The organism is Actinoplanes sp. NPDC051494 (genome assembly GCF_044454705.1).
Taxonomy (GTDB): domain Bacteria; phylum Actinomycetota; class Actinomycetes; order Mycobacteriales; family Micromonosporaceae; genus Actinoplanes.
On record NZ_JBITDZ010000017.1, the window covers coordinates 1 to 26,789 of the forward strand.

25 protein-coding genes are annotated in these 26,789 nt (G+C 71.3%); 17 read left to right on the forward strand and 8 right to left on the reverse strand.

The window, feature by feature from the left end:
- Positions 1-149: 149 nt before the first annotated feature.
- A complete protein-coding gene (locus ACIA6A_RS38850; RefSeq protein ID WP_396103121.1) occupies positions 150-1,397 on the forward strand; it encodes a glycoside hydrolase family 16 protein in 1,248 nt (415 codons plus the stop codon).
- Positions 1,398-1,405: 8 nt separating this feature from the next.
- On the opposite strand, the gene ACIA6A_RS38855 is transcribed toward ACIA6A_RS38850, so the two are convergent.
- Positions 1,406-2,743 (reverse strand): APC family permease, encoded by a 1,338-nt coding sequence (locus ACIA6A_RS38855; protein WP_396103122.1) that lies wholly within the window; start codon positions 2,741-2,743, stop codon positions 1,406-1,408.
- Between the two features lie 200 nt (positions 2,744-2,943).
- Here ACIA6A_RS38855 and ACIA6A_RS38860 point away from each other — a divergent pair, with 200 nt between their 5' ends.
- The 4 genes from ACIA6A_RS38860 to ACIA6A_RS38875 all read left to right on the forward strand — a co-directional run bounded on the left by ACIA6A_RS38860 (position 2,944) and on the right by ACIA6A_RS38875 (position 6,250).
- Complete coding sequence (locus tag ACIA6A_RS38860; RefSeq protein ID WP_396103123.1) at positions 2,944-3,312, forward strand: STAS domain-containing protein; 369 nt, start codon at positions 2,944-2,946, stop codon at positions 3,310-3,312.
- Between the two features lie 86 nt (positions 3,313-3,398).
- Positions 3,399-3,914 carry a SigE family RNA polymerase sigma factor gene (locus ACIA6A_RS38865; RefSeq protein WP_396103124.1) on the forward strand — a complete coding sequence of 172 codons (516 nt, stop codon included), beginning with the start codon at positions 3,399-3,401 and terminating at the stop codon, positions 3,912-3,914.
- Positions 3,911-5,152, forward strand: coding sequence for a hypothetical protein (locus ACIA6A_RS38870; protein WP_396103125.1), 1,242 nt, complete (start codon positions 3,911-3,913; stop codon positions 5,150-5,152). Before ACIA6A_RS38865 ends, ACIA6A_RS38870 begins: the two co-directional genes overlap by 4 nt.
- A gap of 132 nt (positions 5,153-5,284) precedes the next feature.
- Complete coding sequence (locus ACIA6A_RS38875) at positions 5,285-6,250, forward strand: alpha/beta fold hydrolase (protein ID WP_396103126.1); 966 nt, start codon at positions 5,285-5,287, stop codon at positions 6,248-6,250.
- Here ACIA6A_RS38875 and ACIA6A_RS38880 read toward each other — a convergent pair.
- Entirely contained in the window at positions 6,240-7,082 is an 843-nt protein-coding gene (locus tag ACIA6A_RS38880) for a helix-turn-helix transcriptional regulator (RefSeq protein WP_396103127.1), read from the reverse strand. The genes ACIA6A_RS38875 and ACIA6A_RS38880 overlap by 11 nt on opposite strands.
- A gap of 143 nt (positions 7,083-7,225) precedes the next feature.
- Between ACIA6A_RS38880 and ACIA6A_RS38885 the strand changes: the two genes are divergently transcribed.
- From ACIA6A_RS38885 to ACIA6A_RS38895, 3 genes are all read left to right on the forward strand, one after another.
- Positions 7,226-8,005, forward strand: coding sequence for an NAD(P)H-dependent oxidoreductase (locus tag ACIA6A_RS38885; RefSeq protein WP_396103128.1), 780 nt, complete (start codon positions 7,226-7,228; stop codon positions 8,003-8,005).
- Positions 8,006-8,049: 44 nt separating this feature from the next.
- Positions 8,050-9,099 (forward strand): S1 family peptidase, encoded by a 1,050-nt coding sequence (locus ACIA6A_RS38890; RefSeq protein ID WP_396103129.1) that lies wholly within the window; start codon positions 8,050-8,052, stop codon positions 9,097-9,099.
- Positions 9,100-9,361: 262 nt separating this feature from the next.
- Positions 9,362-10,915 (forward strand): ABC-F family ATP-binding cassette domain-containing protein, encoded by a 1,554-nt coding sequence (locus ACIA6A_RS38895; RefSeq protein ID WP_396103130.1) that lies wholly within the window; start codon positions 9,362-9,364, stop codon positions 10,913-10,915.
- A 14-nt stretch (positions 10,916-10,929) separates the two neighbouring features.
- Here ACIA6A_RS38895 and ACIA6A_RS38900 read toward each other — a convergent pair whose 3' ends face one another.
- The 5 genes from ACIA6A_RS38900 to ACIA6A_RS38920 are packed head-to-tail and all read right to left on the reverse strand — an operon-like array spanning position 10,930 to position 15,666.
- Entirely contained in the window at positions 10,930-12,000 is a 1,071-nt protein-coding gene (locus ACIA6A_RS38900) for an adenosine deaminase (protein WP_396103131.1), read from the reverse strand.
- Positions 12,001-12,002: 2 nt separating this feature from the next.
- Positions 12,003-13,061, reverse strand: coding sequence for an extracellular solute-binding protein (locus ACIA6A_RS38905; protein ID WP_396103132.1), 1,059 nt, complete (start codon positions 13,059-13,061; stop codon positions 12,003-12,005).
- 3 nt (positions 13,062-13,064) lie between these two features.
- The gene (locus ACIA6A_RS38910) at positions 13,065-14,057 is read right to left on the reverse strand and encodes an ABC transporter ATP-binding protein (protein ID WP_396103133.1); all 993 of its coding nucleotides are present in this window, start codon (positions 14,055-14,057) and stop codon (positions 13,065-13,067) included.
- Positions 14,054-14,851, reverse strand: a complete 798-nt coding sequence (locus ACIA6A_RS38915) for an ABC transporter permease (RefSeq protein WP_396103134.1) — start codon at positions 14,849-14,851, stop codon at positions 14,054-14,056. The genes ACIA6A_RS38910 and ACIA6A_RS38915 overlap by 4 nt, the downstream gene beginning before the upstream one ends.
- Positions 14,848-15,666 carry an ABC transporter permease gene (locus ACIA6A_RS38920; RefSeq protein WP_396103135.1) on the reverse strand — a complete coding sequence of 273 codons (819 nt, stop codon included), beginning with the start codon at positions 15,664-15,666 and terminating at the stop codon, positions 14,848-14,850. The genes ACIA6A_RS38915 and ACIA6A_RS38920 overlap by 4 nt, the downstream gene beginning before the upstream one ends.
- Before the next feature lie 139 nt (positions 15,667-15,805).
- Between ACIA6A_RS38920 and ACIA6A_RS38925 the strand changes: the two genes are divergently transcribed.
- The 9 genes from ACIA6A_RS38925 to ACIA6A_RS38965 all read left to right on the forward strand — a co-directional run bounded on the left by ACIA6A_RS38925 (position 15,806) and on the right by ACIA6A_RS38965 (position 24,467).
- Positions 15,806-16,762: a LacI family DNA-binding transcriptional regulator gene (locus ACIA6A_RS38925; RefSeq protein WP_396103136.1), complete on the forward strand. Its 957-nt coding sequence runs from the start codon at positions 15,806-15,808 to the stop codon at positions 16,760-16,762.
- Positions 16,763-16,829: 67 nt separating this feature from the next.
- On the forward strand, positions 16,830-17,870 hold the full coding sequence (locus ACIA6A_RS38930; RefSeq protein WP_396103137.1) for an iron-siderophore ABC transporter substrate-binding protein: 1,041 nt from the start codon (positions 16,830-16,832) through the stop codon (positions 17,868-17,870).
- Positions 17,867-18,904: a FecCD family ABC transporter permease gene (locus ACIA6A_RS38935; RefSeq protein WP_396103139.1), complete on the forward strand. Its 1,038-nt coding sequence runs from the start codon at positions 17,867-17,869 to the stop codon at positions 18,902-18,904. The genes ACIA6A_RS38930 and ACIA6A_RS38935 overlap by 4 nt, the downstream gene beginning before the upstream one ends.
- Positions 18,901-19,935, forward strand: coding sequence for a FecCD family ABC transporter permease (locus ACIA6A_RS38940; RefSeq protein ID WP_396103140.1), 1,035 nt, complete (start codon positions 18,901-18,903; stop codon positions 19,933-19,935). Before ACIA6A_RS38935 ends, ACIA6A_RS38940 begins: the two co-directional genes overlap by 4 nt.
- Entirely contained in the window at positions 19,932-20,735 is an 804-nt protein-coding gene (locus tag ACIA6A_RS38945) for an ABC transporter ATP-binding protein (RefSeq protein WP_396103141.1), read from the forward strand. Before ACIA6A_RS38940 ends, ACIA6A_RS38945 begins: the two co-directional genes overlap by 4 nt.
- Positions 20,736-20,770: 35 nt before the next feature.
- Positions 20,771-21,880 (forward strand): DUF3500 domain-containing protein, encoded by a 1,110-nt coding sequence (locus ACIA6A_RS38950; protein ID WP_396103142.1) that lies wholly within the window; start codon positions 20,771-20,773, stop codon positions 21,878-21,880.
- 2 nt (positions 21,881-21,882) lie between these two features.
- Positions 21,883-22,443 carry a hypothetical protein gene (locus ACIA6A_RS38955; RefSeq protein ID WP_396103144.1) on the forward strand — a complete coding sequence of 187 codons (561 nt, stop codon included), beginning with the start codon at positions 21,883-21,885 and terminating at the stop codon, positions 22,441-22,443.
- A 20-nt stretch (positions 22,444-22,463) separates the two neighbouring features.
- Positions 22,464-23,699: a PQQ-binding-like beta-propeller repeat protein gene (locus ACIA6A_RS38960; RefSeq protein ID WP_396103145.1), complete on the forward strand. Its 1,236-nt coding sequence runs from the start codon at positions 22,464-22,466 to the stop codon at positions 23,697-23,699.
- A gap of 33 nt (positions 23,700-23,732) precedes the next feature.
- Entirely contained in the window at positions 23,733-24,467 is a 735-nt protein-coding gene (locus ACIA6A_RS38965; protein WP_396103146.1) for a spermidine synthase, read from the forward strand.
- Here the strand turns inward: ACIA6A_RS38965 and ACIA6A_RS38970 are convergent.
- Positions 24,428-26,659, reverse strand: coding sequence for a catalase (locus tag ACIA6A_RS38970; RefSeq protein WP_396103147.1), 2,232 nt, complete (start codon positions 26,657-26,659; stop codon positions 24,428-24,430). The genes ACIA6A_RS38965 and ACIA6A_RS38970 overlap by 40 nt on opposite strands.
- Positions 26,660-26,789: the final 130 nt, after the last annotated feature.

Genomic DNA, 26,789 nt, shown 5'->3' on the forward strand with positions numbered 1-26,789 from the left:
TGCAGCGTTGGAGGCCTTCATCTGTTCACCAGATCGATCCAAGATCCTCAGATCGAGTGGTCACAACCCCTCGACCAACGTCTGGGGACATCACAACTAGTGCGGCCCCGCACTGGTGGTCACCCCCGCGAGCCCGGTGTCCTGGTCGCATGAGCACACACCTGAAACGGCTGGCGGCCGGCGTCGTCCTGGTCGCCGCGGCCGCATCCGTCCCCGGTGGCCCCGCCGCGGCCGCCACCAACGCGTGCAGCAACCCCGTCCTGGCGAGCAACCTCAACGGGTGGGGTTCCCTGGACGGCGGCTGGGTCACCCGCGACCCGGTCGGTGATCTCGCCGGTGCGTCCTGGGCGTTCGACACCGGCGGTCACGGGTTCTACATGCCGTCGGTCCCGGTCAGCGCCGGTCAGACCTGGACGTTCGGTGCGCAGGACCGGGTCGTCTACGGCTCGGGCACCGCCCGCCTCACCGTCGAGTGGTACAACTCGTCCGGTCAGTACCTGAGCGAGCAGTCCGGGTCGGCCACGGCACTCCCCGCCTCCACCCCGAGCGGCGGCACGTGGACGCCGGTGAGCGTGACCGCCACCGCGCCGGCCGGGGCCACCTCGGCGCATGTGCTGCAGGCCGGCGACTTCGGCACCGCCACCGGCACCAACTTCAAGGCCACGAAATGCGACTACCAGCTCGGCGCCGCCGCACCCAGCGATGCCGCGGCGGTACGGTACGGCTGGGGGACACCGGTCGCGACCCAGTCCGACGAGTACAACGGCACCGCGGTCGACCTCGCCAAGTGGGGCCTGATGGGCACCGGCCCGGGCAGCACCACCGGCTGCTCCGCCGGGCACGACGGCAACGGTCAGCGGTGCGCCTCGCAGACCCGGGTCTCCGGCGGCTATCTGCAGGTCACCGGCACCGCCGACGGGAAGACCGGCGGGCTCTACAGCCGGATGCGGGCGTTCCGCTACGGCCGGATCGAGGTGCGGGAGCGGGCTCTGCACACCGCGAGCAACGGTGGCCGGTCCTACCACGCCGTTCCCCTGTTGTGGCCGCAGGACACCACCGACTACCGCTCCGCCGAGATCGACTTCGCCGAACGGGACGTGGCCTCGCCGGAGGTGACGCTGTTCGTCCACCATGATCTGTCGCAGTCGTCGTGTGACAGGACGGTCGACTCGACGCAGTTCCACAACTATGCCGTCGACTGGAGCCCGTCGTCGGTGAAGTGGTACGTCGACGGGGATCTCATCTGCACGGTGAACGCCTCCATCACGGCGTGGAACAGCAGCAACGGCGGCGCGCAGCTCGACATGTTCGCGCCGACCGGGACGCTCATGCGGCCGGCGCGACAGGAGATCGACTGGATCCGGATGTACCCGAACGCCGGCACCCAGTACCGCTGAGAACCCCGTCATCGTGCTCTGCGGCGGTCGGCGAGGTAGGTGACCGCCCAGAGGGCGATGCCGATGATCAGCAGGATGCCGGCCACCCGGTAGTCGGCGCCGGCCCGGCCGGAGAGCGGGCTGGCCAGGAAGGCGCAGGTCACCGCGCCGATGACCGGGATGGCGGTCGGGGCCCGGAAGTGCTGGTGCTCCACCGGGTCGCGGCGCAGGACCAGGACCGCGAGGTTGACCACCGTGAAGACGCAGAGCAGCAGCAGGGAGGTCGTGCCGCCCAGGGCGGTGAGGTCGGCGAACCAGATCAGCGCGAAGGCGATCAGGGTGGTGAAGACGATCCCCACCCACGGGGTACGCCGTCCGGGGTGCAGCCGGCCGAGGGCGCGCGGCACCACGCCCTCGTTGGCCATCCCGTAGAGCAGGCGGCTGGCCATCAGCATGTTGATCAGGGCCGAGTTGGCCACCGCGAACATGGTGATGAACGCGAAGACCCACAGCGGGAAGCCCGCCGCGCCGGCCTCGACGACCTTGAGCAGGGGTGCGTCGCCCTCGCCGAGGTCGGCCGGGGCGACCAGGGCCACCGCCGAGACGGAGACGAGGACGTAGATCAGGCCGGTGACGCAGATGCCGAGCAGCATGACCCTGGGGAAGACGCGTTCCGGGTCCTTGGTCTCCTCGGCCATGTTGACCGAGTCCTCGAAGCCGACCATGGCGAAGAACGCCAGCGCGGTCGCCGCGGTCACCGCGAAGAACGGGGACTCGCCGTCGGCGGCGGAGAAGTCGGTCAGCCGGGACAGGTCGCCCTCGCCGCCGCCGATGGCCCACGCGCCGATGCCGATGACGATCAGCAGGCCGGTGAGTTCCACACAGGTCAGCAGCACGTTGAGTTTGACGCTCTCGCCGACGCCGCGGAAGTTGACCAGCGCGATGAGGGTCATGAACGTGAGCGCGACCGCGGTCAGCCCGAGGCCTTCGCCGAGCGTCAGGTCGAACGCCTCGCCGAAGTTCTCGGCGAACGCCTTGGCCGCGCTGGAGGCGCTGGTCAGCCCGGAGCACATCACCGCGAACGTGACCAGGAACGTCAGGAAGTGGATGCCGAACGCCTTGTGCGTGTACAGCGCGGCCCCGGCCGCCCGGGGATACTTCGTGACGAGTTCCAGGTAGCTGAACGCGGTCAGCAGCGCCACCACGAACGCGCAGAGGAACGGCAGCCACACCGCGCCGCCGACCTCGTTCGCGACGCGGCCGGTCAGCGCGTACACCCCGGTGCCGAGGATGTCGCCGACCACGAACAGCAGCAGCAGGCCCGGTCCCATCACCCGCTTGAGAGTGGGCTCCTCCGTCTGTGTCATCCCCATGACGGTAGGTGATGATCCGCTTACCCGCCCGGCGACGTACCGCGGATGTGGTAGCCGGTTGTCCGCATTCGGACGATGCGGCCGGGCCGTTCGCGAGCCATTGTTCCAGAGGCATTGTGTTCCAGAGGCATGGTGTTCCAGAGGGTCCGGTGACGGTGCGGGGTCCGGAGCGACGTGAGGATGTGGGGAATGTGGTGACGGAGACGCCCGCCAGTGCCGTCGCGGTGGTCGCGTGGGCCGGGGACCTCGGCGGTGCGCGGGCCGGGGCGCTGCGGGAGCTGCTCGCCGGTGCGGCCCGGTCCGGCCGGCACGTGGTGCTGGACCTCGCCGACGCGGGGGTGCTCGACCCGGACGGGCTGGCCGTGCTGGTCCGCGCCCGGCAGCAGGTCCGCCACGAGAACGACGGCCGGCTGTGCCTGTCCGCGCCGTCCCGCCTGATCCTCACCGTCCTGCACACCATGCGCCTCGAGCCGGCGTTCCCCACGTTCGCCGACCGGTCGTCGGCGGTGCGGTGGCTCGGCGCGGGGGACGGCACGCCCGCTCCGCTGTGGACCGCCGGTTGACCGACCGGTGGTAAAAGGTCCCGGCGGCCCACAACCGAACCCGGGAATTCCCCGTCTTTGTTCGTGACATGCGGACGGGAGCGGTGATGACTGAGAGTTCGGACGCGGACTACGTCGCCTACGCGCACGGCAGGACACCCGCGTTGCGACGATGGGCGTACCTGCTGTGCGCCGACGTGCACCAGGCCGACGACCTGGTGCAGGAGACGCTGACCACGGTCTACTCGCGATGGCAGAAGGTGTCGCGGGCCGACAACATAGACGGGTACGTGCACCGGATCCTCGTGCGGACGTTCCTCGACGAGCGCCGGCGCCGGTGGTGGAAGGTCGGGCTCTTCGGTGACCACACCCCGGAGCGGATGACCGGCGACCACGGCATCGAGGAGCGCACCGATCTGCGTACCGCGCTGTCCCGGCTGGCTCCGCGCCAGCAGGCGGTGCTGGTGCTGCGGTTCCTCTGCGACCAGAGCGTCGCGGACGTCGCCCTGCAGCTCGGCTGCAGCGAGGGCACGGTGAAATCCCAGACCAGTCACGCGCTGGCCGCACTGCGCAGGATCCTCGGCGACCGGGAGCCGAGCTTGAACACGGGAGGATCGCGGTGACCACGACAGACGAGCGCGACGCGGCCGAACTGCTCGGACCGCTCGCGGCGGACCCGCCGCCCGGCCCGTCACGGGTCGACGTGGCCGAGACCATGCGGGCCGGCGCCCGGCGCCGGCGCAACAGGCGGGTGAGCAGCGCACTGGCGTTCACAGCGGTGGCCCTGGTGGCGGTCGGCGGCGGCTCCTGGGCGATGGCGTCGGCCCGGCGGGACCCGGGCCGGCCGCTGGTGCCCCCGGCCGCCTCGACGGCGCCGGCCCCCCGGAAGTCGGTGGTGCCACGCGCGGTGAGCTGCGAGGTCACCCGGCTGCCGACCGGCGGTATCGAGAAGGCCGTGGTCAGCGGCGCGGACCCCAGCGGCCGGTGGATCGTCGGCCGGACGTACCCGACCAGGAAGTTCAGCTATCCGCTGGCGATCTGGAAGGACAGCAAGCTCGTCGAGTCGGTCGAGATGCCCGGCCAGGACCAGCATCTGTACGACATCAACAGCAACGGTGACGCGGTCGGCTCGAGCTTCGGCGACTCGGACCACGAGACCGCGTACGCGTATGTCGGCGGGAAGCTCAGGACGCTCAAGGGCGGCAACGGCACCGCCGGCGTGATCACCGAGTCGGGCCGGATCGGGGGCCGGCTCAACGAGCCGGGTGCACTCGAGGGCCGGGCGGTGGTCTGGGATTCGGCGAGCGCCGAACCGGAGCTCGTGCCGCTGCCGCCGGGCACCACGGAGTCCGGGATCGTCGGGATCGGTGAGGACGGCACGGTCGTGTTCACCGCCGGCACCGACGACGGCAGGTCGACCGGTTACCTGTGGCTGACCGACGGCACGATCCGCAAACTCCCGCTGCCGGCCGTGGACACCCACGACCTGGGCCGCAAGAAGGCGACGTCTTTTTCGCCGGATGCGATCAACGGCGGATGGGTCTCCGGCACCGCGCGCTACGAGAACGAGCAGGGGATCTACTGGTCCGGCTACCGGTACCGGATCGCCGACGGCCGGACGGAGCTGCTCGGGGACGTGCAGAACCCGGACGTGATCGCGGCTAACGGCTGGATCGCGTCGGGCGGCTCGACACCGGTGCTGTTCACCGGTGACACGGTGGTGAAGCTCCCCGGGTACGGCAAGGGCAGCCGGGAGGCCGGCTACGAGATCCGGGGGATCAGCGACGACGGCCGCACGGTCGCCGGTTACCAGTCGGGCGTGGGCCTCACCAACCATCCCCTGGTGTGGCGCTGCGAGTGACGCCCCGGCCGATACAGTGTTGATCATGGCGTAAGCCCGCTCGTGAGAACAGCCGCCGGACGGATCGAACCGTCCGGCGGCTCGTCCGTTCTCCTGGGTGACACTGTTCATCGCTCCAGTCAGGACGTTCTGGTGAAGTTTCTCCGCCGGCCCCTGCGGGTCCTCGGTGCCCTGGTGGCCCTCGTGCTGGTCGCGGTGGTCGCGATCTACGCGTGGCCGCTGCGCAGCGACCACCTCACCCACGCGACCGCGGCCACCCTGTCGTTCGCCGACGCCCGGGCGAAAGCCACCGCCGTGGTGACCGCCGACACGGCCGACGCCACGGTGACGCCGGAGTGCCGCACCAAGGCGCTGGTGCACGAGGGTCGCGCGGCCAAGGCCGTACTGATGCTGCACGGCTACACCGACTGCCCCGCACAGTTCGACGCTCTCGCCAAGCTGTTCTTCGACCAGGGCTACAACGTGTTCGTGCCGCGCGCGCCCCGGCACGGGGTGACCGACCAGGAGGCGCACGCCGGTCTGCACGCCGATGAACTCGTCGACTACGCCTCCGACGCGCTGACCGTGACCAGCGGCCTCGGCGACGACGTGGGCGTGGTCGGACTCTCCGGCGGGGGCGTCCTGGCGACCTGGCTGGCCGGTTACCGCCCCGACGTCGTCGCACACCTGCTGGTGCTCTCGCCGTTCTACGCCCCGGCCGCCGGCCAGGCGCCCTCGTGGCAGGTCAAACCCTTGATCGTCCTGTACGGCAACCGGTTGCTCCCGGACCACTTCAACGACCACGGATTCTCGTACGCGGCACTGGCGCAGTATCTGCGGATCGCCCGGACCTATCCGGAGGATCCGCAGAACCCGAGGCTCGTCAGCGTCGGGATCGTGACGTCACCCAACGACACGTTCATCGACCTCGCCAAGGCCACCGAGATCCCCCGCGACCTGGCCCTGGCCAACGACGTGACACCGCTGGACCACACAATCCCCGCGGACTGGAACGTCGGCCACGACACGGTCGACCCGGCCGGCCTCGGCACCCACGCCGACGAACTCAACAAGAGCTACCTCAACCTGTACGAGGGCCGGGCCGCGCTCACGCGTTGAGCACACGTCCCGCCGATGTCCCGGATGCCCCGTCGCTGAGTGCGCCCAGCAGGCGCAGCCCGTCCTCGGCGGGGCTTCCGGGGGCCGCGGACAGCACCAGCAGCTCGGCCCCCGAGCCGTCCGGCAGGGCGAAGTTCTCCTGGTGCAGTTCCAGCAGCCCGATCAGCGGATGCCGGTAGGCCTTGCGTCCATGGGTGCGGGCCCGCACGTCCGCGCGGGCCCAGAGGCGGCGGAAGCGCTCGCTGCCGATTGCCAGCTCGCCGATCAGCGCGGCCAGGCGGGGGTCGTCGGGGTGCTTTCCCGCGGTCAGGCGCAGGTGCGCGACCACGTCGAGGGTGCATTGTTCCCAGTCCGCGTAGATGCCGCGCTCGGCCTCCTCGAGGAAGAGGTGCCGGGCGGTGTTGAATCCCGGCATGCCCCGGCCGTAGAGGAGCCCGGCGAGGCGGTTTCCCGCGACCACGTCCATCCGGTGATTGATGATCATGGCTGGTGCGCCCGTGACCAGGTCGAGCACGCGGAGCAACTCCGCCCGTGGGCGCCAGCCGGGTGGTTTCGCCCGGTGCCGGCGCTGCCGGGCGAGCCGGTACAGGTGCCCACGCTCGATCTCGTCGAGGTCGAGGACCCGGGCCAGCGCGTCGAGGACCTGCTCGGAGGGCTGGGTGGCGCGGCCCTGTTCCAGGCGCACGTAGTAGTCGACGCTGACCCCCGACAGATGCGCGACCTCCTCGCGGCGCAGCCCGTCGACGCGGCGGCGGCTGTCGGCGGAGATGCCGACCGCGGAAGGGTCGACCCGGGAGCGCCGGGTCCGCAGGAACCCCGCGAGATCGTCCATGTCCCCAGTATCGCCGCACCGGACCCGGGGAGGGTGGTCCTGCTGTTACCAGGAAGTCCCGTCCGACGGACGCGGCGCCCCTGAACGACACGGCCCCGGAGGCCGAGCATCGGTGGCGACACCCGTCGTCGAAGGGAACACCCGTGAAGACCCTCATCGTGTACGCGCACCCCGAGCCGCGTTCGCTGAACGGCTCACTGAAGGACCTCGCCGTGACCACTCTCGAAGCCGCCGGGCACGAGGTGCTGGTGAGCGATCTGTACGCACAGGGCTGGAAGGCCACGGTCGACGCCGCGGACTTCGGACCGCACGCTACCGGCCCGCTGCGGGTGATCCCGAGCTCGGGTGGGGCGTACGCCGCCGGCGCGCTCACCCCCGACGTGGTGGCCGAGCAGGAGAAGCTGCTGTGGGCCGACACCGTGATCTTCCAGTTCCCGATGTGGTGGTACACGATGCCGGCGATCCTCAAGGGCTGGGTGGACCGGGTGTTCTCCTTCCGCTTCGCGTACGGCGTCGGGGTGCACGACGAGACCCGGTACGGCGAGCGTTTCGGCGAGGGAACGCTGCGCGGACGGCGGGCGATCCTGTCCGTGACCGTCGGGGGCCCGGAGTCCCACTACACCGACCGTGGGATCAACGGCCCGATCGAGGACCTGCTGTTCCCGATCCACCACGGGATCCTGTTCTACCCGGGGATCGAGGTGCTCCCACCGTTCGTGGTCTACGGCGCCGACGGTCTCACCGGTGATGACTTCGAGAACGCCGCGAAGCTGTGGAAGGACCGGCTGCTGTCGCTGCGCACGACCGAACCGATCGCCTTCCGGCGGCAGAATTTCGGCGACTACGAGATCCCGTCCCTGCGGTTGAAGCCGGGCCTGGAAGCACCGGGCCGTCAGGGTTTCGGCCTGCACACCCGCGCTTAGGGCGGTTTATCTCCGGCTTATCGGCCGGTCGCCACGATCAGACGATGCGAGCAAAGACGACCGGCGGCGTCGTGGCGGTGATGATCGGGCTGGTGGTGACCGGGCTGGCGGTGGGGGTTCCCGCACCGGCGCTGGCGATCGCGCACGGTGAGGACGTCGCCGGGGGACGGTACGCGTTCTCGGCGCTGCTCAGCATGACCGGGCTGCCGGCCCCGGATCACGGGCGGCGGGACAGCTCCTGCTCGGGGGCGCTGATCGCGGCGACGTGGGTGATCACCGCCGGGCACTGCTTCCGCGACGGCGACGGGGAACGGGTCGGGCGGACGGTCGCGGAGCGGACCACCGTCACGGTCGGCCGGGCCGAGGTGGGCGGGGACGGCGGGCGGGAGTCCGAGGTCGTCGCGGTCCATCAGTCGCAGACGGCCGATGTGGCGCTGGTGGAGATCGACCCGCCGATCGACGACATCGAGCCGCTGCGGGTGGGCGTCACGCCGGCCGGTGTCGGGGAGGTTGTCCGCCTCACCGGTTTCGGGCTGCTCGACGGGTTGTCGGGGCGGCCCGCCGACCGGTTGCAGACCGGCGAGTTCACGGTCACCGGGGTAGGGGAGTCGACGCTGTCGGTGGCCGGGCTCGCACCCCGGGCCGACACCAGCGCGTGCGCCCACGACTCGGGCGGCCCGTATTTCCGGGCCGGCCCGGACGGGCACGCCGAGCTGGTCGGTGTGGTCAGCCGGGGACCGACATGCCCGCACGAGGGCGACGACGTGAGCGCCCGGACCGACAACCTGACCGGATGGATCTCGGACACGATGGACGGAAAGGACGGCCTGCTCCTGGGTTGGGGCTGGGGATGGTGGGCGGCCCTGGTCGTGGTCTGCGGGTCGGCGGTCGTCCTGATCGTCCGGCTCGCGACGGCCAGGCCGTCAGAGGCCCACGCCGATCATGCAGCCGCCCGTGCCCAGCATCCGGCCCCCCATGATCGGGGCCCGGCCGGCTATGACCGGCAGCAGACCGGCCGGCGAGGGGCAGCTGCGGGGCCGCGGACGACCGTTGCCGGCCGGGGCCGGACCGCGGCCGGGCGACGGCACGGGTGAGGCGGAAGGCGGAGGTGGGCGAGTCCGCGAGGTGGGGGTGGGGGCGGGTAATCGTGGTGCCGGGTGGGGGCCGGGGCGGGTAGCCTGGGCGCCGTCGGACGAGGGTGGGAGCAGTTGTGTCAGGTGACGACGACATCGCGGGGTGAAGGCCCTGATGCGGCCGCCGCAGTGCGCGCGGCCCCTGTTGTCATGCCCTGATCCAGACCATGCCCTGATCCAGACCTTGCCTTGAGCACATCTTGGCCGATCGCTGAGGTTCACCATGTCCATCATCTGCTCCGCGCTGTCCTTTTCCTGGCCGGATGACACCCCGGTCTTCGACGAGCTCTCCCTGTCCGTGCCGGCCGGCCGCACCGGTCTCGTGGCCGCCAACGGGGCTGGGAAGTCCACTCTGCTGCGGCTGATCGCGGGGGAGCTGACTCCCGCCGGCGGGTCGGTCAGCGTTGCGGGGGTGCTGGGCTATCTGCCTCAGCATCTGCCGTTCGCGCTCGACCGGACCGTCGCCGAGGTGCTCGGGGTCGACCGGATCGTCGCCGCGCTGCACGCGGTCGAGGCCGGGGACGCCGCCGAGGAACATTTCGCCACTATCGGGGCCGACTGGGACGTGGAGGAGCGTTCGCGGTCCGAGCTGGACCGGCTCGGTCTCGGGGAGGTGGCGCTGGACCGGCCGCTCGGCTCGCTCAGCGGTGGGCAGGTCGTCTCCCTGGGGCTCGCCGCCCAGCTGCTGAAACGGCCCGATGTGCTGCTGCTCGACGAACCGAGCAACAACCTCGACGGTACGGCCCGGGCGCGGCTGGGCGACGTCCTGCGGACCTGGACCGGGTGTCTGCTGGTGGTCAGCCACGACCGGGCGCTGCTGGACGGGATGGACCGGATCGCGGCTCTGGAGCACGGGGAGGTCCGCTGGTACGGCGGCAATTTCACCGAGTACCAGCAGGTGGCCCACGGTGAGCGGGAGGTCGCCGAGCGGCAGGTCCGTGACGCCGAGCAGGATCTCAAGCGGCAGAAGCGGGAGGCTCAGCTGGCGCGGGAGCGGTCCGCCCGCAAGTCGTCGACCGCCGTGCGCAATCTGAGTGACGAGGGGCTGCCGAGAATCGTGGCCGGGAAGCTGAAGCGGCAGGCGCAGGTGTCCGCCGCGAAGTCCGCCGAGACGCACGGTTCCCGGGTGGACGCGGCCCGGGCCCGGCTGGACGAGGCCGGGTGGGCGGCCCGGCAGGACGACCGGATCGTCATCGACCTGCCCGCCACGCGGGTGCCGGCGGGACGCACCGTGTTCCACGGGGAGGGTCTGCGGGCGCGGGGCGTGTTCAGCGATGTCGACCTGACGATCCGGGGCCCGGAGCGGATCGCGCTCACCGGGGCGAACGGCGCCGGCAAGTCCACGCTGCTGCGGCTGATCACGGGGGAGCGGGTGGCGTATCTGTCACAGCGGCTGGATCTGCTCGACCCGGACCGTACGGTGGCCGAGAACTTCGCCGATTCCGCACCGGGACTGGCCGATGCCGAGCGGATGAATCTGCTGGCCCGCTTCCTGTTCCGGGGCGGCCGGGTGCATCTGCGCGCCGGTGTGCTCTCCGGTGGGGAGCGGTTGCGGGCGACGCTGGCGTGCGTCCTGTTCGCCGAGCCCGCGCCGCACCTGCTGCTGCTCGACGAGCCGACGAACAACCTCGACCTGGACAGTGTCGCGCAGCTGGAGAGCGCGCTGACCGCGTACCAGGGAGCGTTCGTCGTGGTCAGTCACGACGAACGCTTCCTGGACGGGATCGGCGTCGACCGCCGGCTCGACCTGGCCGGGGGCCGGCTCACCGAGCGCTGATCACAGGGCGCTGATCACAGGGCGCTGAGCTCGTCCTCGAACCGTTTGCGCAGCGCGGCCCGGTCGGCGTCCGGCAGCCAGCAGGCGTCGACGCCGGCCAGGGCCATCGCGCGGAGCCGGTCGTGCGGCACGGCCAGGTCCTCGGCGAGGATCCGGTATTCCTCGTTGAGCGAGGTCGGGAACATACCGGGGTCGTCCGAGGCCGGGATCACGTTCAGCCCGGCCTCGAGCATCGCGGCGATCGACGCCCGCCGCCACGGCCGCCAGGAGCGGCGCGACGTGGTGGAGGCGACCAGGAACGGCACCTGCTCGGCCCGCAGCCGGGCGACCACCGCGTCGTCCTCGAGCACGAAGTAGCCGTGGTCGATCCGGTCGCAGCCGAGCACGTCCAGGCAGGTGATCGTGTTCGCGGCGATCGGGGCGTGCTCGGAGGAGTGCGCGGTGCGCCGCAACCCGGCCGCCCCGGCGAGCCGGTAGGCCGCCGCGAACCGCTCGGGCGGCCCGGCGGTCTCCAGGTTGTCCAGGCCGATGCCCGCGACGTACTCGTGCGGGTTGCCGGCCACCTCGCGGACCCGGGCCAGGGCGTCGTCGCCGCTGAGGCTGCGGTCGATCGCGGCGATGAGCCGGCCGGTCATGCCGAAGTCGCGCTCGGCGAGCCGGATGCCCTCCGCGTAGGCGGCGACCGAACCGGCATACCCGAGACCGGCCAGGTGCCCGGGCACGGTGTCGAACGACATCTCCAGGTGGCGCACATTGTTGTGGTGCGCGTCCTCGAACGCCTCGTACACGATCCGGGTCAGGTCGTCGGCGTCGCGCAGGGCCGCGATGACCCACGCGGACACCTGGAACAGCGAGTAGGACACCTCCGGCTCACCCGGCGCCCGGCCCGCGGGCACCGGGATCCGGGTGTTCAGGTACAGCGCCGGGTCCGGGGGCAGCGAGTTGATGTCGGCGTAGATGCGCTCCGGCTCGGCGGGCAGCTCGAGCCCGGCCCGGCGGGCCAGGTCGGCGAACGTGCCGGCCCGGACCGTGCCGATGAGGTGACAGTGCAGGTCGACCTTGGGCAGGTCGGATACGAAGGACATGCTCAGCTGCCGGTGACTTCGCGGGCGAAACGGTCGACCCAGTCCTTGCGGGTGGGCACCAGCTCCTTCGGGTCCAGCGTGGCGTACCCGGCGGCGGTGGGGTCCTTGGCGAGGTCGCCGACCACGGCGGTGAGGTTCGCCGGGACGGTGGCCTGCGGGTTGACCGGCAGGTCGCCGACGAGCTCGGCCGACTTTCCCTGCGCCTCGGTGGACAGCAGGTAGTCGATGAACTTGCTCGCGTTCTCGGTGTTCTTCGAGCTGGTGGGGATCATCGCGCGGTTGGTCGCCATGTACCTGCCGGTGGCCGGCGGGGTCCAGGCGATCTTCTCGCCGGACGCGACCAGCGAGGTGGCGAAGCCGTTGAGCGAGTCCGCGGCGATGATCTCGCCCTGGGTGAGCAGGTTCGTCACCTCGGTGGACGAGCTGTAGAACTGCAGGATGCCCGGCTTCCATCCGGCCAGGGTCTTCAGCGCGGCGTCGATGTCGTACGGCCCGGAGCCGTACGTCGCGGCCACGCCGGAGACCATCAGCTGGCCGGCGGTCACCGAGATGTCGGGCAGCGCGACCTTCTTGGCGTTGACACCGGCATAGACGTCCCACTTCGCGGCGGCGTCGGCGGTCAGCTTCCCGGTGTTGAAGATGGTGCCGTTGAGCTGGTAGCTGTACGCCGGGCCGAGGTAGGACTCCTCCTTGGCGAACGCGGCGATGCCCGACAGGTTCGGCACCTTGTCCGCGGCGACCTGCTGGAACAGCGTGCTCTCCTGGCCCAGCGCCGCGTAGTAGTCGGAGATCAGCACGACGTCGGCGGACGCCTTGTCCCCGGCGGCCTGCAGTTGCGAGAGCCGGTCGGCGTTGGAGCCGGTCTCCACCTCGACCTCGATGCCGGTGGCCTCGGTGAACGGGTCGATGACCGCCTCGGTGAATTCCTCCACCCCGAACGGGAACGTGCTCAGCACGAGTTTGTCGTCGGACGAACCGGAGCCCGACGACGAGCAGCCGGCCGAGGCCGCCACGACGGCCGCGGTGCACGCGGCGAGAAGAACACGGCTCAGGGAAGCCATGGGCTATTCCTTATCTGCGAGGGGTACGAGATGACGTGCGGGGGCGTGCACCGAAGTGCTCACCCCAGGGGTCAGATCGGTGTCGCCACGGACGTCGGCGATGAGGCGCACCGGGGCACCGCTGCCGTCCACGGCGTCGAGGGTCACGAGCCGGTCGACGCCGCGGTAGGCGGTCGACACCACCGTGGCCGGGAGCATGAGCCCGGCGTCGCCGGAACCCAGGGACAGGTGCTCCGGTCGTACGGTGAAGGTCTGGCCGTCGGTGTCCCGCAGGAAGTTCTCGTAGCCCAGGAAGTCGGCGACGAAGCGGTTCGCGGGCCGGGTGAAGACGTCCTGCGGCGTGCCCTGCTGCATGATCCGGCCGCCGCGCATCAGCACCATCTCGTCGGACATCTCCAGCGCCTCGTCCTGGTCGTGGGTGACCAGCACGACGGTGAGCCCGGTCTCGGCCTGGATCCGGCGCAGCTCGGCCCGCATCTGCACGCGCAGCCGGGCGTCGAGGTTGGACAGCGGTTCGTCGAGCAGCAGCAGCCGGGGCCGGATCGCGACGGCCCGGGCCAGCGCGACGCGTTGCTGCTGACCGCCGGACAGCTTCTTGGGCCGGCTGGCCGCGAGGTGGGCGAGCCCGACCAGGCCGAGCGTCTCCTCGACCCGGCGCTGACGTTCGGCTCGGGCGACCTTGCGCAGCTTGAGGCCGTATCCGACGTTGTCCGCGACGCTCATGTGCGGGAACAGCGCGTACGACTGGAACACCATGCCGAGGTCGCGTTTCTCCGGGGGGAGCCGGGTGCAGTCCTGGCCGTGGATCCGGATCGTGCCGGCGGTCGGTGCGCTGTATCCGGCCAGCATCCGCAGCGACGTGGTCTTGCCGCAGCCGCTCGGGCCCAGCAGGGTGGTGAGTTTGCCCTCGGCGATGGTGAGGTCGATGTCGTCGACGGCGGTGAAGTCACCGAACTTCTGGGTGACGCCGGCGAACTCGGCTGCGGGCGTGCTCATCGGTTGATGCCTCCGAAGATCTTGGCGAAGCCGACGGTGCGTTCCGCGATGACGGCGATGACGACGGTGCCGGCCAGGATCAGGGTGGCCATGGCGGCGATACGCGGGTTGTAGCTCTGCTGGACGTAATCGAGCATGGTGACCGGCAGGGTGCGGAATTCCCGGTCCTGCAGCAGCAGCGACAGCGGCACGTTGTTGAACGACGTGACGAAGCCGAGCAGGCTCGCCGAGAAGATGCCCGGGCGCAGCAGCGGCAGCGTGACGGTGAAGAACGCCCGGACGGGGGAGGCGCCGAGGCCGCGGGCGGCCTCTTCCAGCGCCGGGTCGGCCAGGGCTAGGGAGGCGCCGGTGACGCGTACGGCGTACGGCAGCAGCAGCGCGGTGTGCCCGACCAGCAGCGTGGTGGTGTTGTCGAGGCCGAGCCCGATCATGAGTTGCTGGTAGAGAGCGAGGCCCACCACCAGTTCCGGCACGATCAGCGGGGAGAGGAACAGGCCCTCGAGGAGTCCCTTGCCGGGCAGCTTGCCGCGGTGGATGGCGAGGGTCGCCGGCACGCCGAGCAGCAGTGCGAGGATCGTGGCGCCGACCGCGAGTTCGAGGCTGGACAGCAGCGAGTCCATGAACGGGTCGTAGGTGACCGCGGCCTCGAACCATTGCAGCGAGAAGCCCTCGGGCGGGAAGCGCAGCGTGCGGCCGGAGCTGAACGCGGTGGCGACCACGAACAGGATCGGCACGATCATGATGACGTAGCCGAGCACGGCGAGCGTGGCGGCGACCGGGCGGCGGGTCTTCACGAGGTCGCCGCCTTCCTGGCCGCGAGTGACGAGAGCCCGGAGACCAGGAAGACCAGGATGGTCATGATCAGCGCGGTCGCGGCGGCCGCGGACCAGTCGACCGAGACGCTCGCGTAGGAGAACAGCTGCGTCGCCAGCATCCGCTGGGAGGAACCGCCGAGCAGGTACGGCGTGGTGTACGCGGTCACCGAGCCGGCGAACACCAGCGTGGCGGCGACCACGACGCCGGGCAGGGCGAGCGGGAACACCACGGTCCAGAACGTCCGGGCCCGTCCGGCGCCGAGGCCGCGGGCCGCGTCGTCGAGCCCGGGGTCGATCTGGGCCACCGCGGAGTAACAGGAGATCACCGCGAGCGGCAGGAACAGCTGGGTCAGCCCGAGCACGATCGCCAGCGGCGTGTACAGCAGCTGCGGCGGGTCGTCGGTGAGGCCGCTCGCGGTGAGCGCCCGGCCGATCGCGCCGTTGGCGCCGAGGACCACGAGCCACCCGAACGTCCGCACCACGTTGCTGAGCAGCAGCGGGAAGATCGCGATCGCGAGCAGCACCCCGCCCCACCGCGACGTCGAGCGGGCCAGCAGGTATGCGATCGGCAGCCCGAGCGCGACGCAGACCACGGTCACGATCAGGGCGAGCAGCACCGTACGGCCGATGATGCGCAGTTCGTAGGGATCGGTGAGCATCTCGGTGAAGCGGCTGACCACCGTGCCGGCGGACTCGCCGGGGGGTGCGAGGAGCATCGCCACGGCCGGGGCGAGGAACCCGACGAGGAGGAACGCGAGCCCCGGCAGCAGGAGCAGAGCGGTCTTGCGGGACACCCGGTGTCTCCCCTCCTCGGTACTTTATGGTGAATAGTCTGATGCAACCGGTTGCACAACCGGTTGCACGCAGCCTACGACGTCGAAGATCATGACGTGGTAGCGACCGTTGTTAACTCCCTGTTACGGAGGACGAAAAGTGGCGACCCTGGCGGATGTGGCGGCCCTGGCCGGCTTCTCGAAGTCGACCGTGTCCCGCGCGTTGGCCCGGCCCGAGATGGTCGCCCCGGAGACGATCGAGGCGATCACCGAGGCCGCCGCCCGGCTCGGGTACGTGCTCAACCGCACGGCCAGTCAGCTCGCCCGGGGCCGCACCGGGCTGGCCGCGTTCGTGGTGCCCACACTCGAGAACGCGTTCTTCGCGCCGATCATCGACGGCGCCCAGGCCCGGGCCGCCGAGTCCGACCTGCACCTGACCGTGGCGGTCCAGCCGCTCGAGACGGCGGCCCAGGTCGAGGCGCTCAGCACGCTCGCGGCGCAGGTCGACGGGCTCATCCTGGCCGCGCCCCGGGGCTCCGACGCGAATGTCGCCGCGCTCGGTGTGATCAAGCCCACGATCTTGGTCGACCGGGAGGTCGCCGGGCTCAGTTCCGTGGTGGCCGACACGGCGGGCGCGATCGGCACCGTCGTCGAGGGGCTGTTCCGGCGGGGGCACCGGCACGTGGCGTATCTCGGCGGTCCGTCCGGTTCGTGGCAGGACCCCGGGCGCGAGGCGGCGGCCCGGGGCGCCGCCGATCGCTCGGGTGGGAAGCTCACCGTGCTCGGCCCGCTGCCCGCCTCGTTCGCGGCCGGCGTGTCCACCGTGGACGCGATGCTGGCCAGCGGATGTACGGCCGTCGTGCCGTACGCGACAGCCATCGCCCTGGGGTTGATGTTCGCCCTTCGCGGCCGCAACGTCGACGCCCCGGGCGACATCGTGGTGAGTGCCGAGGCGATGGTCGTCGACGCGCTCGGGGCAGCCGGGATCCCCGCGATCGACGTCGACGGTTACGGGCTCGGGCGGGCCGCGATGGACCTGCTGACCAGCGCTTTGCATGGCCCATGCAGTCCCCGCCACCTGCGGCTCCCGGTGGATGTCCACTGGTCCGGCGACTGATTCGATCTTGAGGGGATGTTAGGTTAGGCACCCCTTAGTTCGAAGATAGTTCAGGAGTACCCCCCTTATGCGTTCACACCGGTTCCTGGCCGGCGTTGTCGCCGTGGTTTCCGCGCTGGCCCTCACCGCCTGTGGCAGTTCCTCGGACTCCGACGAAGCCGCCGCCCCGGGCGGCGGCAGCTCCGCGTCGTTCCCGATCACGATCAAGCACGCGCTCGGCACCACCACGATCGCGAAGAAGCCCGAACGGGTCGCCGCCGTGCAGTGGGCGAACCACGAGGTGCCGCTCGCGCTCGGCATCGTCCCGGTCGGCATGGCGAAGGCCAACTTCGGCGACGACGACGGCGACGGCGTGCTGCCCTGGGTCAAGGACAAGCTGGCCGAGCTCGGCGGCACCGCCCCGGTGCTGTTCGACGAGACCGACGGCATCGACTTCGAGGCCGTGTCGGACACGAAGCCCGACGTCATCCTCGCCGCGTACTCCGGGCTCACCCAGGAGGACTACGACAAGCTGAGCGACATCGCGCCGGTCGTGGCGTACCCGACGGCGCCGTGGGCCACCGCGTGGCGCGACACCATCAAGCTGGAGAGCGAGGCGCTCGGGCTCAAGGCCGAGGGCGACGCGCTCATCACCAAGCTCGAGGGTGAGATGAAGGCCAGCGTCGCGAAGTACCCGGCGCTCGCCGGCAAGTCGGCGATGTTCATCACGCACATCGACCCGACCGACCTCAGCGAGATCAGCTACTACACCTCGCACGACACCCGGGCGCAGTTCTTCACCGACCTCGGCCTGACCACCCCGGAGAGCGTCGCCAAGGCGTCCGCCGCGTCGCCGGAGTTCAGTGGCAAGCAGAGCGCCGAGCAGATCGAGGCGTTCAACGACGTCGACATCATGGTCACGTACGGTGACGCGGACAACAAGCTGCTCCCGTCGCTGCAGGCCAACGCGCTGCTGCAGAAGATGCCCGCGATCAAGAACGGCTCGATGGTCGTGTTCGCCGGCAGCACCCCGCTGGCCACCGCCGCGAACCCGACGCCGCTGTCGATCTCCTACGTGCTCGACGACTACGTGAAGATGCTGGCCGACGCCGCCGCCAAGGTGTCATGACCGCTCCCTCGGTATCGCCGGACGTCGCCACCCGGCGGCGTCCGGCGCCGGTCCGGGCCCTGTGGGTGGTCGTCGCGATCGCCGTCCTGACCGGGCTCATGCTCGCCTCGATCGCGATCGGTTCCCGGTCGGTCGGGTGGTCCGCCATTCTCGACGCCCTCGGTGGCGCGGACGACACCATGGACACCGCCGCCGTCTCGCTGCGTATCCCGCGCACCCTGCTGGCGGTCGTGGTCGGCGCGGCGCTCGCGCTGGCCGGCGGCGTGATGCAGGGCGTCACCCGCAACCCGCTCGCCGACCCGGGCATCCTCGGCGTCAACACCGGCGCGTCGCTCGCCGTGGTCACCGGCATCGTGTCGTTCGGCCTCGCGTCGCCGGCCAGCTTCATCTGGGTCGCGATCGGGGGTGCCGGGCTCACCGCGCTGTTCGTGTACGCCGTCGGCTCGCTGGGCCGCGGCGGCGCGACCCCGCTCAAACTCGCCCTCGCCGGTGCCGCCACCTCGGCCGCGCTGGCGTCGCTGATCAGCGCGTTCATCCTGCCCCGTGCGGACCTGTCGGCGAACTTCCAGTCCTGGCAGATCGGCGGCGTCGGCGGGGCCACGTTCGCCACCATCAAGCTGGTGGTGCCGTTCCTCGCCGTGGGCTTCGCGATCAGCCTGCTCGCCGCCCGGTCGCTGAACTCGCTCGCCCTCGGTGACGAGCTCGCCGCCGGACTCGGCGAACGCGTCGCGCTGACCCGGGCGGTGGCCGCGCTCGGCGCGGTCCTGCTCTGCGGCGCCGCCACCGCCGTGGCCGGGCCGATCGGCTTCGTCGGACTGGTCGTGCCGCACGTGTGCCGCCTGCTCATCGGGCTGGACCACCGGTGGCTGCTGCCGTTCTCGGCGCTCATCGGGGCGTCGCTGCTGACCGCCGCGGACATCGCCGGCCGGATCGTGGCCCGCCCCTCGGAGGTCGACGTCGGCATCATCACGGCGTTCATCGGGGCGCCGTTCTTCATCCACATCGTCCGCCGGCAGAAGGTACGCGAACTGTGAGCACCACGACTCTCGAGGCCGTCACCCGCGGCCGGGTCCGCCGTGCCCGGCGCCGGCGCATCGTGCTGAGCGTGCTCGGCGTCCTCATCGTCGCCATGTTCGCCACGTCCCTGATGATCGGCCGGACCAACTACTCCGCCGCCGACGTCTGGCACGTGATCCTCGGCGAGCACGTCCAGGGCGCCACGTTCACCGTCGGGACCCTGCGCCTGCCCCGGGCGGTGCTCGCCGCCCTCGCCGGCGCGTGCTTCGGCTTCGGCGGCGTCACGTTCCAGACCATGCTGCGCAACCCGCTGGCCAGCCCGGACATCATCGGCATCAGCTCCGGGGCGAGCGCCGCGGCGGTCTTCGCGATCGTGTCGCTGTCGCTCGGCGCGTCCGGTGTCTCCTCGTTCGCCATCGTGGCCGGGCTCGCCGTCGCGCTGGTCGTGTATACCCTGTCGTTCAAGGACGGGGTGGCCGGGACCCGGCTGGTGCTGATCGGCATCGGCATCTCGGCGATGCTCGAGAGCGCCACGTCGTACATCCTCTCCCGCGCCGCCCAGTGGGACCTCCAGGAAGCCATGCGCTGGCTGACCGGCAGCCTCAACAGCGCCAGCTGGGACCGGGCCGTGCCGGTCCTCGTCGCGCTCGCCGTGCTCGGGCCGGTCCTGCTGACGCAGGCCCGCAACCTCGACATGATGCGGCTGGGCGACGACACCGCCGGCGCTCTGGGGGTACGGATGGAGCGCACCCGCCTGCTCCTCATCGTCACCGCCGTCGGGCTCATCGCGTTCGCCACCGCGGCCACCGGCCCGATCGCGTTCGTCGCGTTCCTGTCCGGCCCGATCGCCGCCCGGATCTTCGGCCCGGGCGGGTCGCTGCTGGTGCCCTCCGCGCTGGTCGGTGCCCTGCTGGTGCTGGTGGCGGACTTCTGCGGCCAGTTCGCGTTCGGCACCCGGTACCCGGTCGGCGTCGTCACCGGGGTGCTCGGCGCGCCGTACCTCATCTATCTCATCGTCCGCACGAACCGCGCGGGAGGCTCGCTGTGACCACCGACCACAAGCTCGCCGTCGAGAACCTGACCCTCGGGTACCGGGACCGCGACGTCATCGAGCGGCTCGACCTGCTGATCCCGCCGGGGAAGATCACCGCGATCGTCGGCGCCAACGCCTGCGGCAAGTCGACGCTGCTGCGCTCGATGTCGCGGCTGCTCGCCCCGCGCGCCGGCCAGGTGCTGCTCGACGGCAAGCAGGTGCACAAGATGCCGCCCAAGGAACTGGCCCGCACGCTGGGCCTGCTCCCGCAGTCACCGATCGCGCCGGACGGCATCACCGTCGCCGACCTCGTCAGCCGCGGCCGGCACCCGCATCAGCGGATGATCTCGCGGTGGAGCAAGGAGGACGACGTGGCCGTGGCGGCCGCGCTGGACGCCACCTCGACCGCGGACCTCGCCGAGCGCTCCGTCGACGAGCTCTCCGGCGGGCAGCGCCAGCGGGTCTGGATCGCGATGGCCCTGGCCCAGCAGACCGAGCTGCTGCTGCTCGACGAGCCGACCACGTTCCTCGACGTCAGCCACCAGGTCGAGGTGCTCGACCTGCTGACCGACCTCAACCGGGCACGCGGCACCACGATCGTCATGGTGCTGCACGACCTCAACCTCGCGGCGCGGTACGCCGACCACCTCATCGCGCTCGCCGCCGGGCACCTGCACGCGGCCGGGGACCCGTCCGAGGTGCTCACCGCGGACTGCGTACGGGCGGTGTTCGGCCTGGAGAGCCAGGTCATCGAGGACCCGACGTCCGGCAAGCCGCTGATGCTCCCGATCGGGCGGCACCACGTACAAGTCTGACCTTTTCGGGTTGTTTGTGACTTATGGTGACGGCCGTGATCACTCAACGCCGCCGCTGGGCGGGTCTGGCCACGGTCCTGGTGCTCGGCTCGGCCGGCTGCGGCGGTGACGACGACGTCGCCGCACCGGTGACGTACTCGGCCACCGTCGCCGGGGTCGTGCAGGCCGCCGACGCGTTCCTGGCCACCCTGGACGACGAGCAGAAGAAGCAGGTGCTGCTCGACTTCTCGCTGGACAACGCGACCGCCTGGTCCAACCTGCCGTGCGGCTCGTCGTGCCGCCCCGGCATCCAGCTCGGCGACCTGGACACCGAGGAGCTGGCCGCGGCGAAGGCGGTGCTGAAGACCGCGATGGGCACCGCCGAGGGCAGCGGTTCCGACCGGGTCGACAAGATCCGCCTCGCCGACGACCACCTCGGTGAGCTGCAGGGCAGCGACAGCGGCGGCATGCCCTCCGGTGGGATGGGCGGGCCGGGCGGGTCCGACAGCGGGTACTCGGCCGGCACCTACTTCCTCGCGTTCCTCGGCACGCCCAGCACGAACGGCGACTGGCAGCTGCACTTCGGCGGCCACCACCTCGCGGTGAACCTCACCTACAAGGCCGGCAAGGTGGCCGGCGCGGCACCGTTCTTCGTCGGCGTCGAACCGACCAGCTGGACCGGCACCGACGGGGTGTCCTACGCCCCGCTCGACGACATGAAGAAAGCCATGCTCGCCATGACCACCAGCCTGAGCACCGCCGAGCAGGCCAAGGCGAAACTGTCCCAGACCTACAGCGACGTACTGGTCGGCCCGGGCGAGGACGGCCAGTTCCCGAAGACCAAGCAGGGCCTGGCGGTGAGCACGCTGACCGCCGAGCAGCAGAAGCTGGTGCTGGCCGCGGTCGAGCCGTGGGTCCGCAACGCCGACGACAGCACCGCGGCGGCGCTGCTCAAGACGCACGAGTCCGAGCTGGACAAGACGTACATCGCCTGGTCCGGCACGACCGGGCTGACCAAGCACGCCGACTACGTCCGGGTCGACGGCCCGAGCGTCTGGGTGGAGTTCGTCTGCCAGGACGGCGTCGTCATCCGGAACCAGATCCACTACCACACCGTGTACCGCGACCACACCCGTGACTACGGCGGCGAGTTCACCTTCTCGTGATCGTGGCCCTGCTGACGGCGCTCCTGATCGGGGCGCCGCCGGCGGCCGCCCACCCGGTGCCCGGCTCGACGGTGCTGCTGGACCTGCACGCGACGTCGGTGACCGCGGAGCTGCGCCTGCCGGTCCAGGAACTCACCGCGGCGAGCGGTGTGGACCCGCGCGACGCCGCCGCGGTCCGCGGGTACCTGCGGGCGCACCTGCGGCCCACCACGATCGGCGGTCGGCCGTGGCGGGTCCGGATCGGTGCCCCGCGGTCCGCCGGCGGGGAGCAGCCCGGCACCGGCCCGTTCCCGGTCCTGGTCGTCACCGCCGGCCTGACCCCGCCGCCGGGCGCGGACGTGCGCCATTTCCACCTCGGCTACGACGCGATCGTGCACCAGGTGGTCACCCACCTCGCGGTGGTGTCGGTGCGCGACGCCGGGACCACCACGACGGCCGGGATCATCGCCACGGACAACGCGACGATGCGGGTACGCCCGCTCACCCTCCGCGCCGGAGGCCCCGGGGCCGGCCGCGCGATGGGCCTGGCGGCGCGGGCGGCTCGGAGCGTGACACCGGCCTGAACGTCCGGGACACTCCACGGGTGATCGATCTCGACCTGGCGCGCGTGGTGCCCGGGACGCCGCCGCCGCGCCGCTCGCCCCGGACGGCCGTCCGCGCCGTGGTGCTCCTGCTGGCCCTGTGCACGCTGACCGGCTCGGTCCGGGTACCGCCCGGCCTCGACCTCGTGTTCACCCTCCCGCCCGGGTCCCGGGGGTTCCAGCTGTCGTCCTCGGCGGTGTACGTCCTGGCCGCCACCGGGGCCTCCGGCGACGAGTCGCAGATCCGCCGGCACTCCCTGACCGACGGCTCGGCGACCTGGACCACCGTGGTGCCGCAGACCCCCGAGGAGATCACCTCGGCCGAGGCGGCCCGGGTGCTGATCCTGACGTCGCGCATGCAGGAGATCCCGCGGTACTCCTTCGTCGACAGCGACACCGGCCAGGTGCTGTGGCGGCTGGCCGAGTCCGGGACCTGGATCACCCAGGTGACCGGCGACGGCGTGCTGCTGACCGAGCATCCCGCCGGCGGACCGGTGCTGCGGATGGCCGACCTGCGCACCGGGTCGACGATCTGGTCCCGCCCGGTCGGGGAGTCGGACCTCGTCTCGGCCGGCACCGGCCACGTCGTCGTGATCGGGACGGACAACCGGGTCACGGTCATCGGTGTCACCGACGGATCGGAGCTCGCCACGGCCGCCCTCACGTCACCCGCCGCCGGCGTCGACCAGATCGGGGACCGGCTCTACGTGACCAGCCGGGCCGGCGGTGCGGATTCCATCACGGCGTTGCGGCTGCCGGAACTGACCGAGCTGTGGCGCAACGAGCGGCTGCCCCCGGGCATGATCAGCGGGTGCGGCCCGGATGTCTGCGTCGCCGACGACCTCGGCACCGCGTTGCTCGACGGCACGACCGGCGAGCAGCGCTGGTCCGTCCGGGAGTGGGTGCCGGAGTACACCCTGGTGCAGGACCCGCTGCCCGGTCCGGGGGCGCTGGCGGTCCACGTCTTCGCGGAGGTCCCGCGGCAGGGCCTGCTGGACCCGGCGACCGGGCGGCTGCTGACGGAGACCGGGCGCCTGTCCGTCGCCGGGCGCCTGCTGGTGCGCACCGACACCCGGATCCCCGGGCGGACCTGGATCCAGGCGGCCCGCCCGGAGGGCGGCCTGCGGACCGTGGCGTCACTGACCGGGGTGACCGCGGCACGCTGCACCGCCACCGGCGAGCACCTGGTCTGTCCCACGGACGGGGGAGAGCTGCGGGTCTGGCGGACGCCGGGCTGAACCGCCGCGGGCCCGGCTGCGAGGATGGGCGCCATGACCAAACGGATCGAGGAACTGGGCTGGCGCGACACGCCCATGGGCGAGATCAGTCTGCGCCGCCGGCTCGACCCGACCATCGGCGAGCAGGTGTACGAGGTGAAGCTCGGCGACGAGTTCCTCATGTCGAGCATGTTCGTGGTCGCCGAGGAGGAGCTGGCCCGCCTGGGCCTGGCCGAGGTGACCGGTGCCGATCTGGACGTCGTGGTCGGCGGCCTCGGGCTGGGCTACACCGCCCGGACCGTGCTGCAGGACGACCGGGTCGCCTCGATGATCGTGGTCGACGCGCTCGACGAGGTGATCACGTGGCACCGCGAGGGGCTGCTGCCGTTCGCGTCGGCGCTGAACACCGACCCGCGCTCGCGGCTGGTGCACGGCGACTTCTTCGCGCTGACCGCGGGCCCGGACGGCTACGACCCGGACCGCCCCGCCCACCGGGTGCACGCGATCCTGGCCGACATCGACCACAGCCCCCGGCACCTGCTGAACCCCCGGCACGCCCCGCTGTACACCGCGGACGGCCTGCGGCAGCTGGCGACGCACCTGCTGCCCGGCGGCGTGTTCGGGCTGTGGTCGAACGACCCGCCGGACGACGACTTCCTCGCCGTGCTGCGGGAGGTCTTCGCCGAGGTGCGCGCCGAGGTCGTCGCATTCGACAACCCGTTGCAGCGGCGCACCTCGACGAACACGGTTTACCTGGCGACGGTGGTGAACCGCTCCCAGACCCGGTGAGCGGCCATCAGGCGCTGGACGGCGGTGAACGTGTCCGCCCCGGCCTTGCCCTCGACGACGCCGGGGGTGTCGGTCACCTTCGCCTGCTCCAGGACGGAGACGCCGGTGCCCCACGCGCCGATCGCCTTGGCGTGCCGCCAGCACTCCTCGACCATGAGCAGCACCCGCGGGTCCACGCCCTGGGCGGCGGCCGGGGTCGCCCGGGCGTCGGGGGCGGGGACGGGTGCCCCGGCCAGCAGCAGCGCGTCGAATTCGACCGAGCGGCCGGCCGCGAACGTGCGCTGCACGGTCAGTCCGCCCACCTCGCCACCGTGCGGGGCGATCACCAGCGGCGTCATGCCGGCCGCCAGCACGGCCTGCCGGACCTCCGCGACGCCGTCGAGGTCACCGTCCGGGTCGACGACGATCCCGACCGTACGGCCGTCGCCCGGCCAGGTCTTCCCGAGCTGGGACAGCGCCGGGCTGGGCGTGACGTCGGCGAGCGGCACGGCCGGCTCCGGCGCGGGCAGGCCCAGCCCGCTCGCGACCTCGGCGCACAGCACCGGGTCGATGTTGGCCAGCGACCGCAGCTGCCGCTCCTTGATCGTCTGCTCGTAGCACTTGGCCAGCTCGAACGTGTAGGAGCGGATGATGTGTTCCTGCTCGACCGGGGTCATGCTCAGCCAGAACATCCGGACCTGGCTGAAGTGGTCGTCGAACGACGCCGGGTTCGCCCGGATCTTGGGCGCCTCGGCCACCACCACCGGCAGATCGGTGAACGCGTTCTCCGCGTCACCGGCCGGGAACGGGTTGCCGCCGTCGAGCGAGTTCGGCCGGTACGCCGCCGCGCCCCCGTGCACCGCCTGCTGGTGGAAGCCGTCCCGCAGCAGGTCGTTGACCGGGGCGTGCGGGCGGTTGATCGGGATCTGCGAGAAGTTCGGCCCGCCGAGGCGGGTGAGCTGCGTGTCGACGTACGAGAACAACCGGCCCTGCAGCAGCGGGTCGTTCGTCACGTCGATGCCGGGCGGCAGGTGGCCCAGGTGGAACGCGACCTGCTCGGTCTCGGCGAAGTAGTTCGTCGGCGTCCGGTCGAGCACCATCTTGCCGACCAGCTGCACCGGCGCGAGCTCCTCCGGCACCATCTTGGTCGGGTCGAGCAGGTCGATCCCGTCGAACGTCTCCTCGGCGGTGTCCGGGAACACCTGGATGCCGAGCTCCCATTCCGGGTACGCGCCGGCCTCGATCGCGTCGTACAGGTCCCGGCGGTGGAAGTCCGGGTCCATCCCGGCGAGCATCTGCGCCTCCTCCCAGTCCAGGGAGTGCACGCCCAGTTTCGGCTTCCAGTGGAACTTGGCCAGCACGGTCGCCCCGGCGTCGTTGACCAGGCGGAACGTGTGGACCCCGAAGCCCTCCATCGTGCGGTACGAGCGCGGGATACCCCGGTCGGACATGTTCCAGATCGTGTGGTGCTGCGCCTCGGTGTGCAGCGACACGAAGTCCCAGAACGAGTCGTGCGCGCTCTGCGCCTGCGGGATCTCCCGGTCCGGGTGCGGCTTGCCGGCGTGGATGATGTCCGGGAACTTGATGGCGTCCTGGATGAAGAACACCGGCATGTTGTTGCCGACCAGGTCCCAGGTGCCCTCGTCGGTGTAGAACTTGGTCGCGAAGCCGCGGGTGTCGCGGACCGTGTCAGCCGACCCCCGCGATCCCAGGACCGTCGAGAAACGTACGAAGACCGGTGTCTGTTTACCCTTGGCGAGGAACCCGGCCTTCGTGACCCCGTCCGCGCCGCCGTAACCGACGAACGTCCCGTGGGCCCCGGCACCACGCGCGTGCACGACCCGCTCCGGGATGCGCTCATGGTCGAAATGGGTCATCTTCTCGCGGAAGTGGTGGTCCTGCAGCAGCGTCGGCCCGCGCGGGCCGGCCTTCAGCGAGTGGTCCGTGTCACGCAGGCGGGTGCCCTGCGAGGTGGTCAGGAACTCACCCTGCTGGGCGTTCGCGGTGGGCTCGACGCCGGTGACGGCGCCGGTGGGGGTGCGCGTCTCGGGCGTGCCGTGCTCCGGCTTGGGCACGGGCGGGCCCTGCGGGGTGGTCGGTTCCGCGAGCTCCGGGGGCTTGCTGCCGGGCGCACCAGGGATCTTCTCGGTGAGGGCGTCGACGACCTTCGTGGCGGCCTCCTTGATTTTCTTGGCGGGCTTCTTCGATGCCATGCGGACAGCTCCTCCGGAAAACGTCAATTGCGGACCTCACGGCCCTACCCTCGTTGCACTGGGACAAACAACTTCCGGCGACCACTCAATGTGATGACCCGATGGCGTGATGGCGTCAGGGGGTGGCACA

Bases quoted from the DNA above. Each gene is read 5' to 3' on its own strand.
- ACIA6A_RS38895 (WP_396103130.1), top strand. From the start codon at position 9,362: ATGTCCATCATCTGCTCCGCGCTGTCCTTTTCCTGGCCGGATGACACC.
- ACIA6A_RS38880 (WP_396103127.1), bottom strand. From the start codon at position 7,082: ATGGACGATCTCGCGGGGTTCCTGCGGACCCGGCGCTCCCGGGTCGAC.
- ACIA6A_RS38890 (WP_396103129.1), top strand. From the start codon at position 8,050: ATGCGAGCAAAGACGACCGGCGGCGTCGTGGCGGTGATGATCGGGCTG.
- ACIA6A_RS38910 (WP_396103133.1), bottom strand. From the start codon at position 14,057: ATGAGCACGCCCGCAGCCGAGTTCGCCGGCGTCACCCAGAAGTTCGGT.
- ACIA6A_RS38850 (WP_396103121.1), top strand. From the start codon at position 150: ATGAGCACACACCTGAAACGGCTGGCGGCCGGCGTCGTCCTGGTCGCC.
- ACIA6A_RS38965 (WP_396103146.1), top strand. From the start codon at position 23,733: ATGACCAAACGGATCGAGGAACTGGGCTGGCGCGACACGCCCATGGGC.
- ACIA6A_RS38905 (WP_396103132.1), bottom strand. From the start codon at position 13,061: ATGGCTTCCCTGAGCCGTGTTCTTCTCGCCGCGTGCACCGCGGCCGTC.
- ACIA6A_RS38900 (WP_396103131.1), bottom strand. From the start codon at position 12,000: ATGTCCTTCGTATCCGACCTGCCCAAGGTCGACCTGCACTGTCACCTC.
- ACIA6A_RS38935 (WP_396103139.1), top strand. From the start codon at position 17,867: ATGACCGCTCCCTCGGTATCGCCGGACGTCGCCACCCGGCGGCGTCCG.
- ACIA6A_RS38930 (WP_396103137.1), top strand. From the start codon at position 16,830: ATGCGTTCACACCGGTTCCTGGCCGGCGTTGTCGCCGTGGTTTCCGCG.
- ACIA6A_RS38855 (WP_396103122.1), bottom strand. From the start codon at position 2,743: ATGACACAGACGGAGGAGCCCACTCTCAAGCGGGTGATGGGACCGGGC.
- ACIA6A_RS38865 (WP_396103124.1), top strand. From the start codon at position 3,399: ATGACTGAGAGTTCGGACGCGGACTACGTCGCCTACGCGCACGGCAGG.
- ACIA6A_RS38970 (WP_396103147.1), bottom strand. From the start codon at position 26,659: ATGGCATCGAAGAAGCCCGCCAAGAAAATCAAGGAGGCCGCCACGAAG.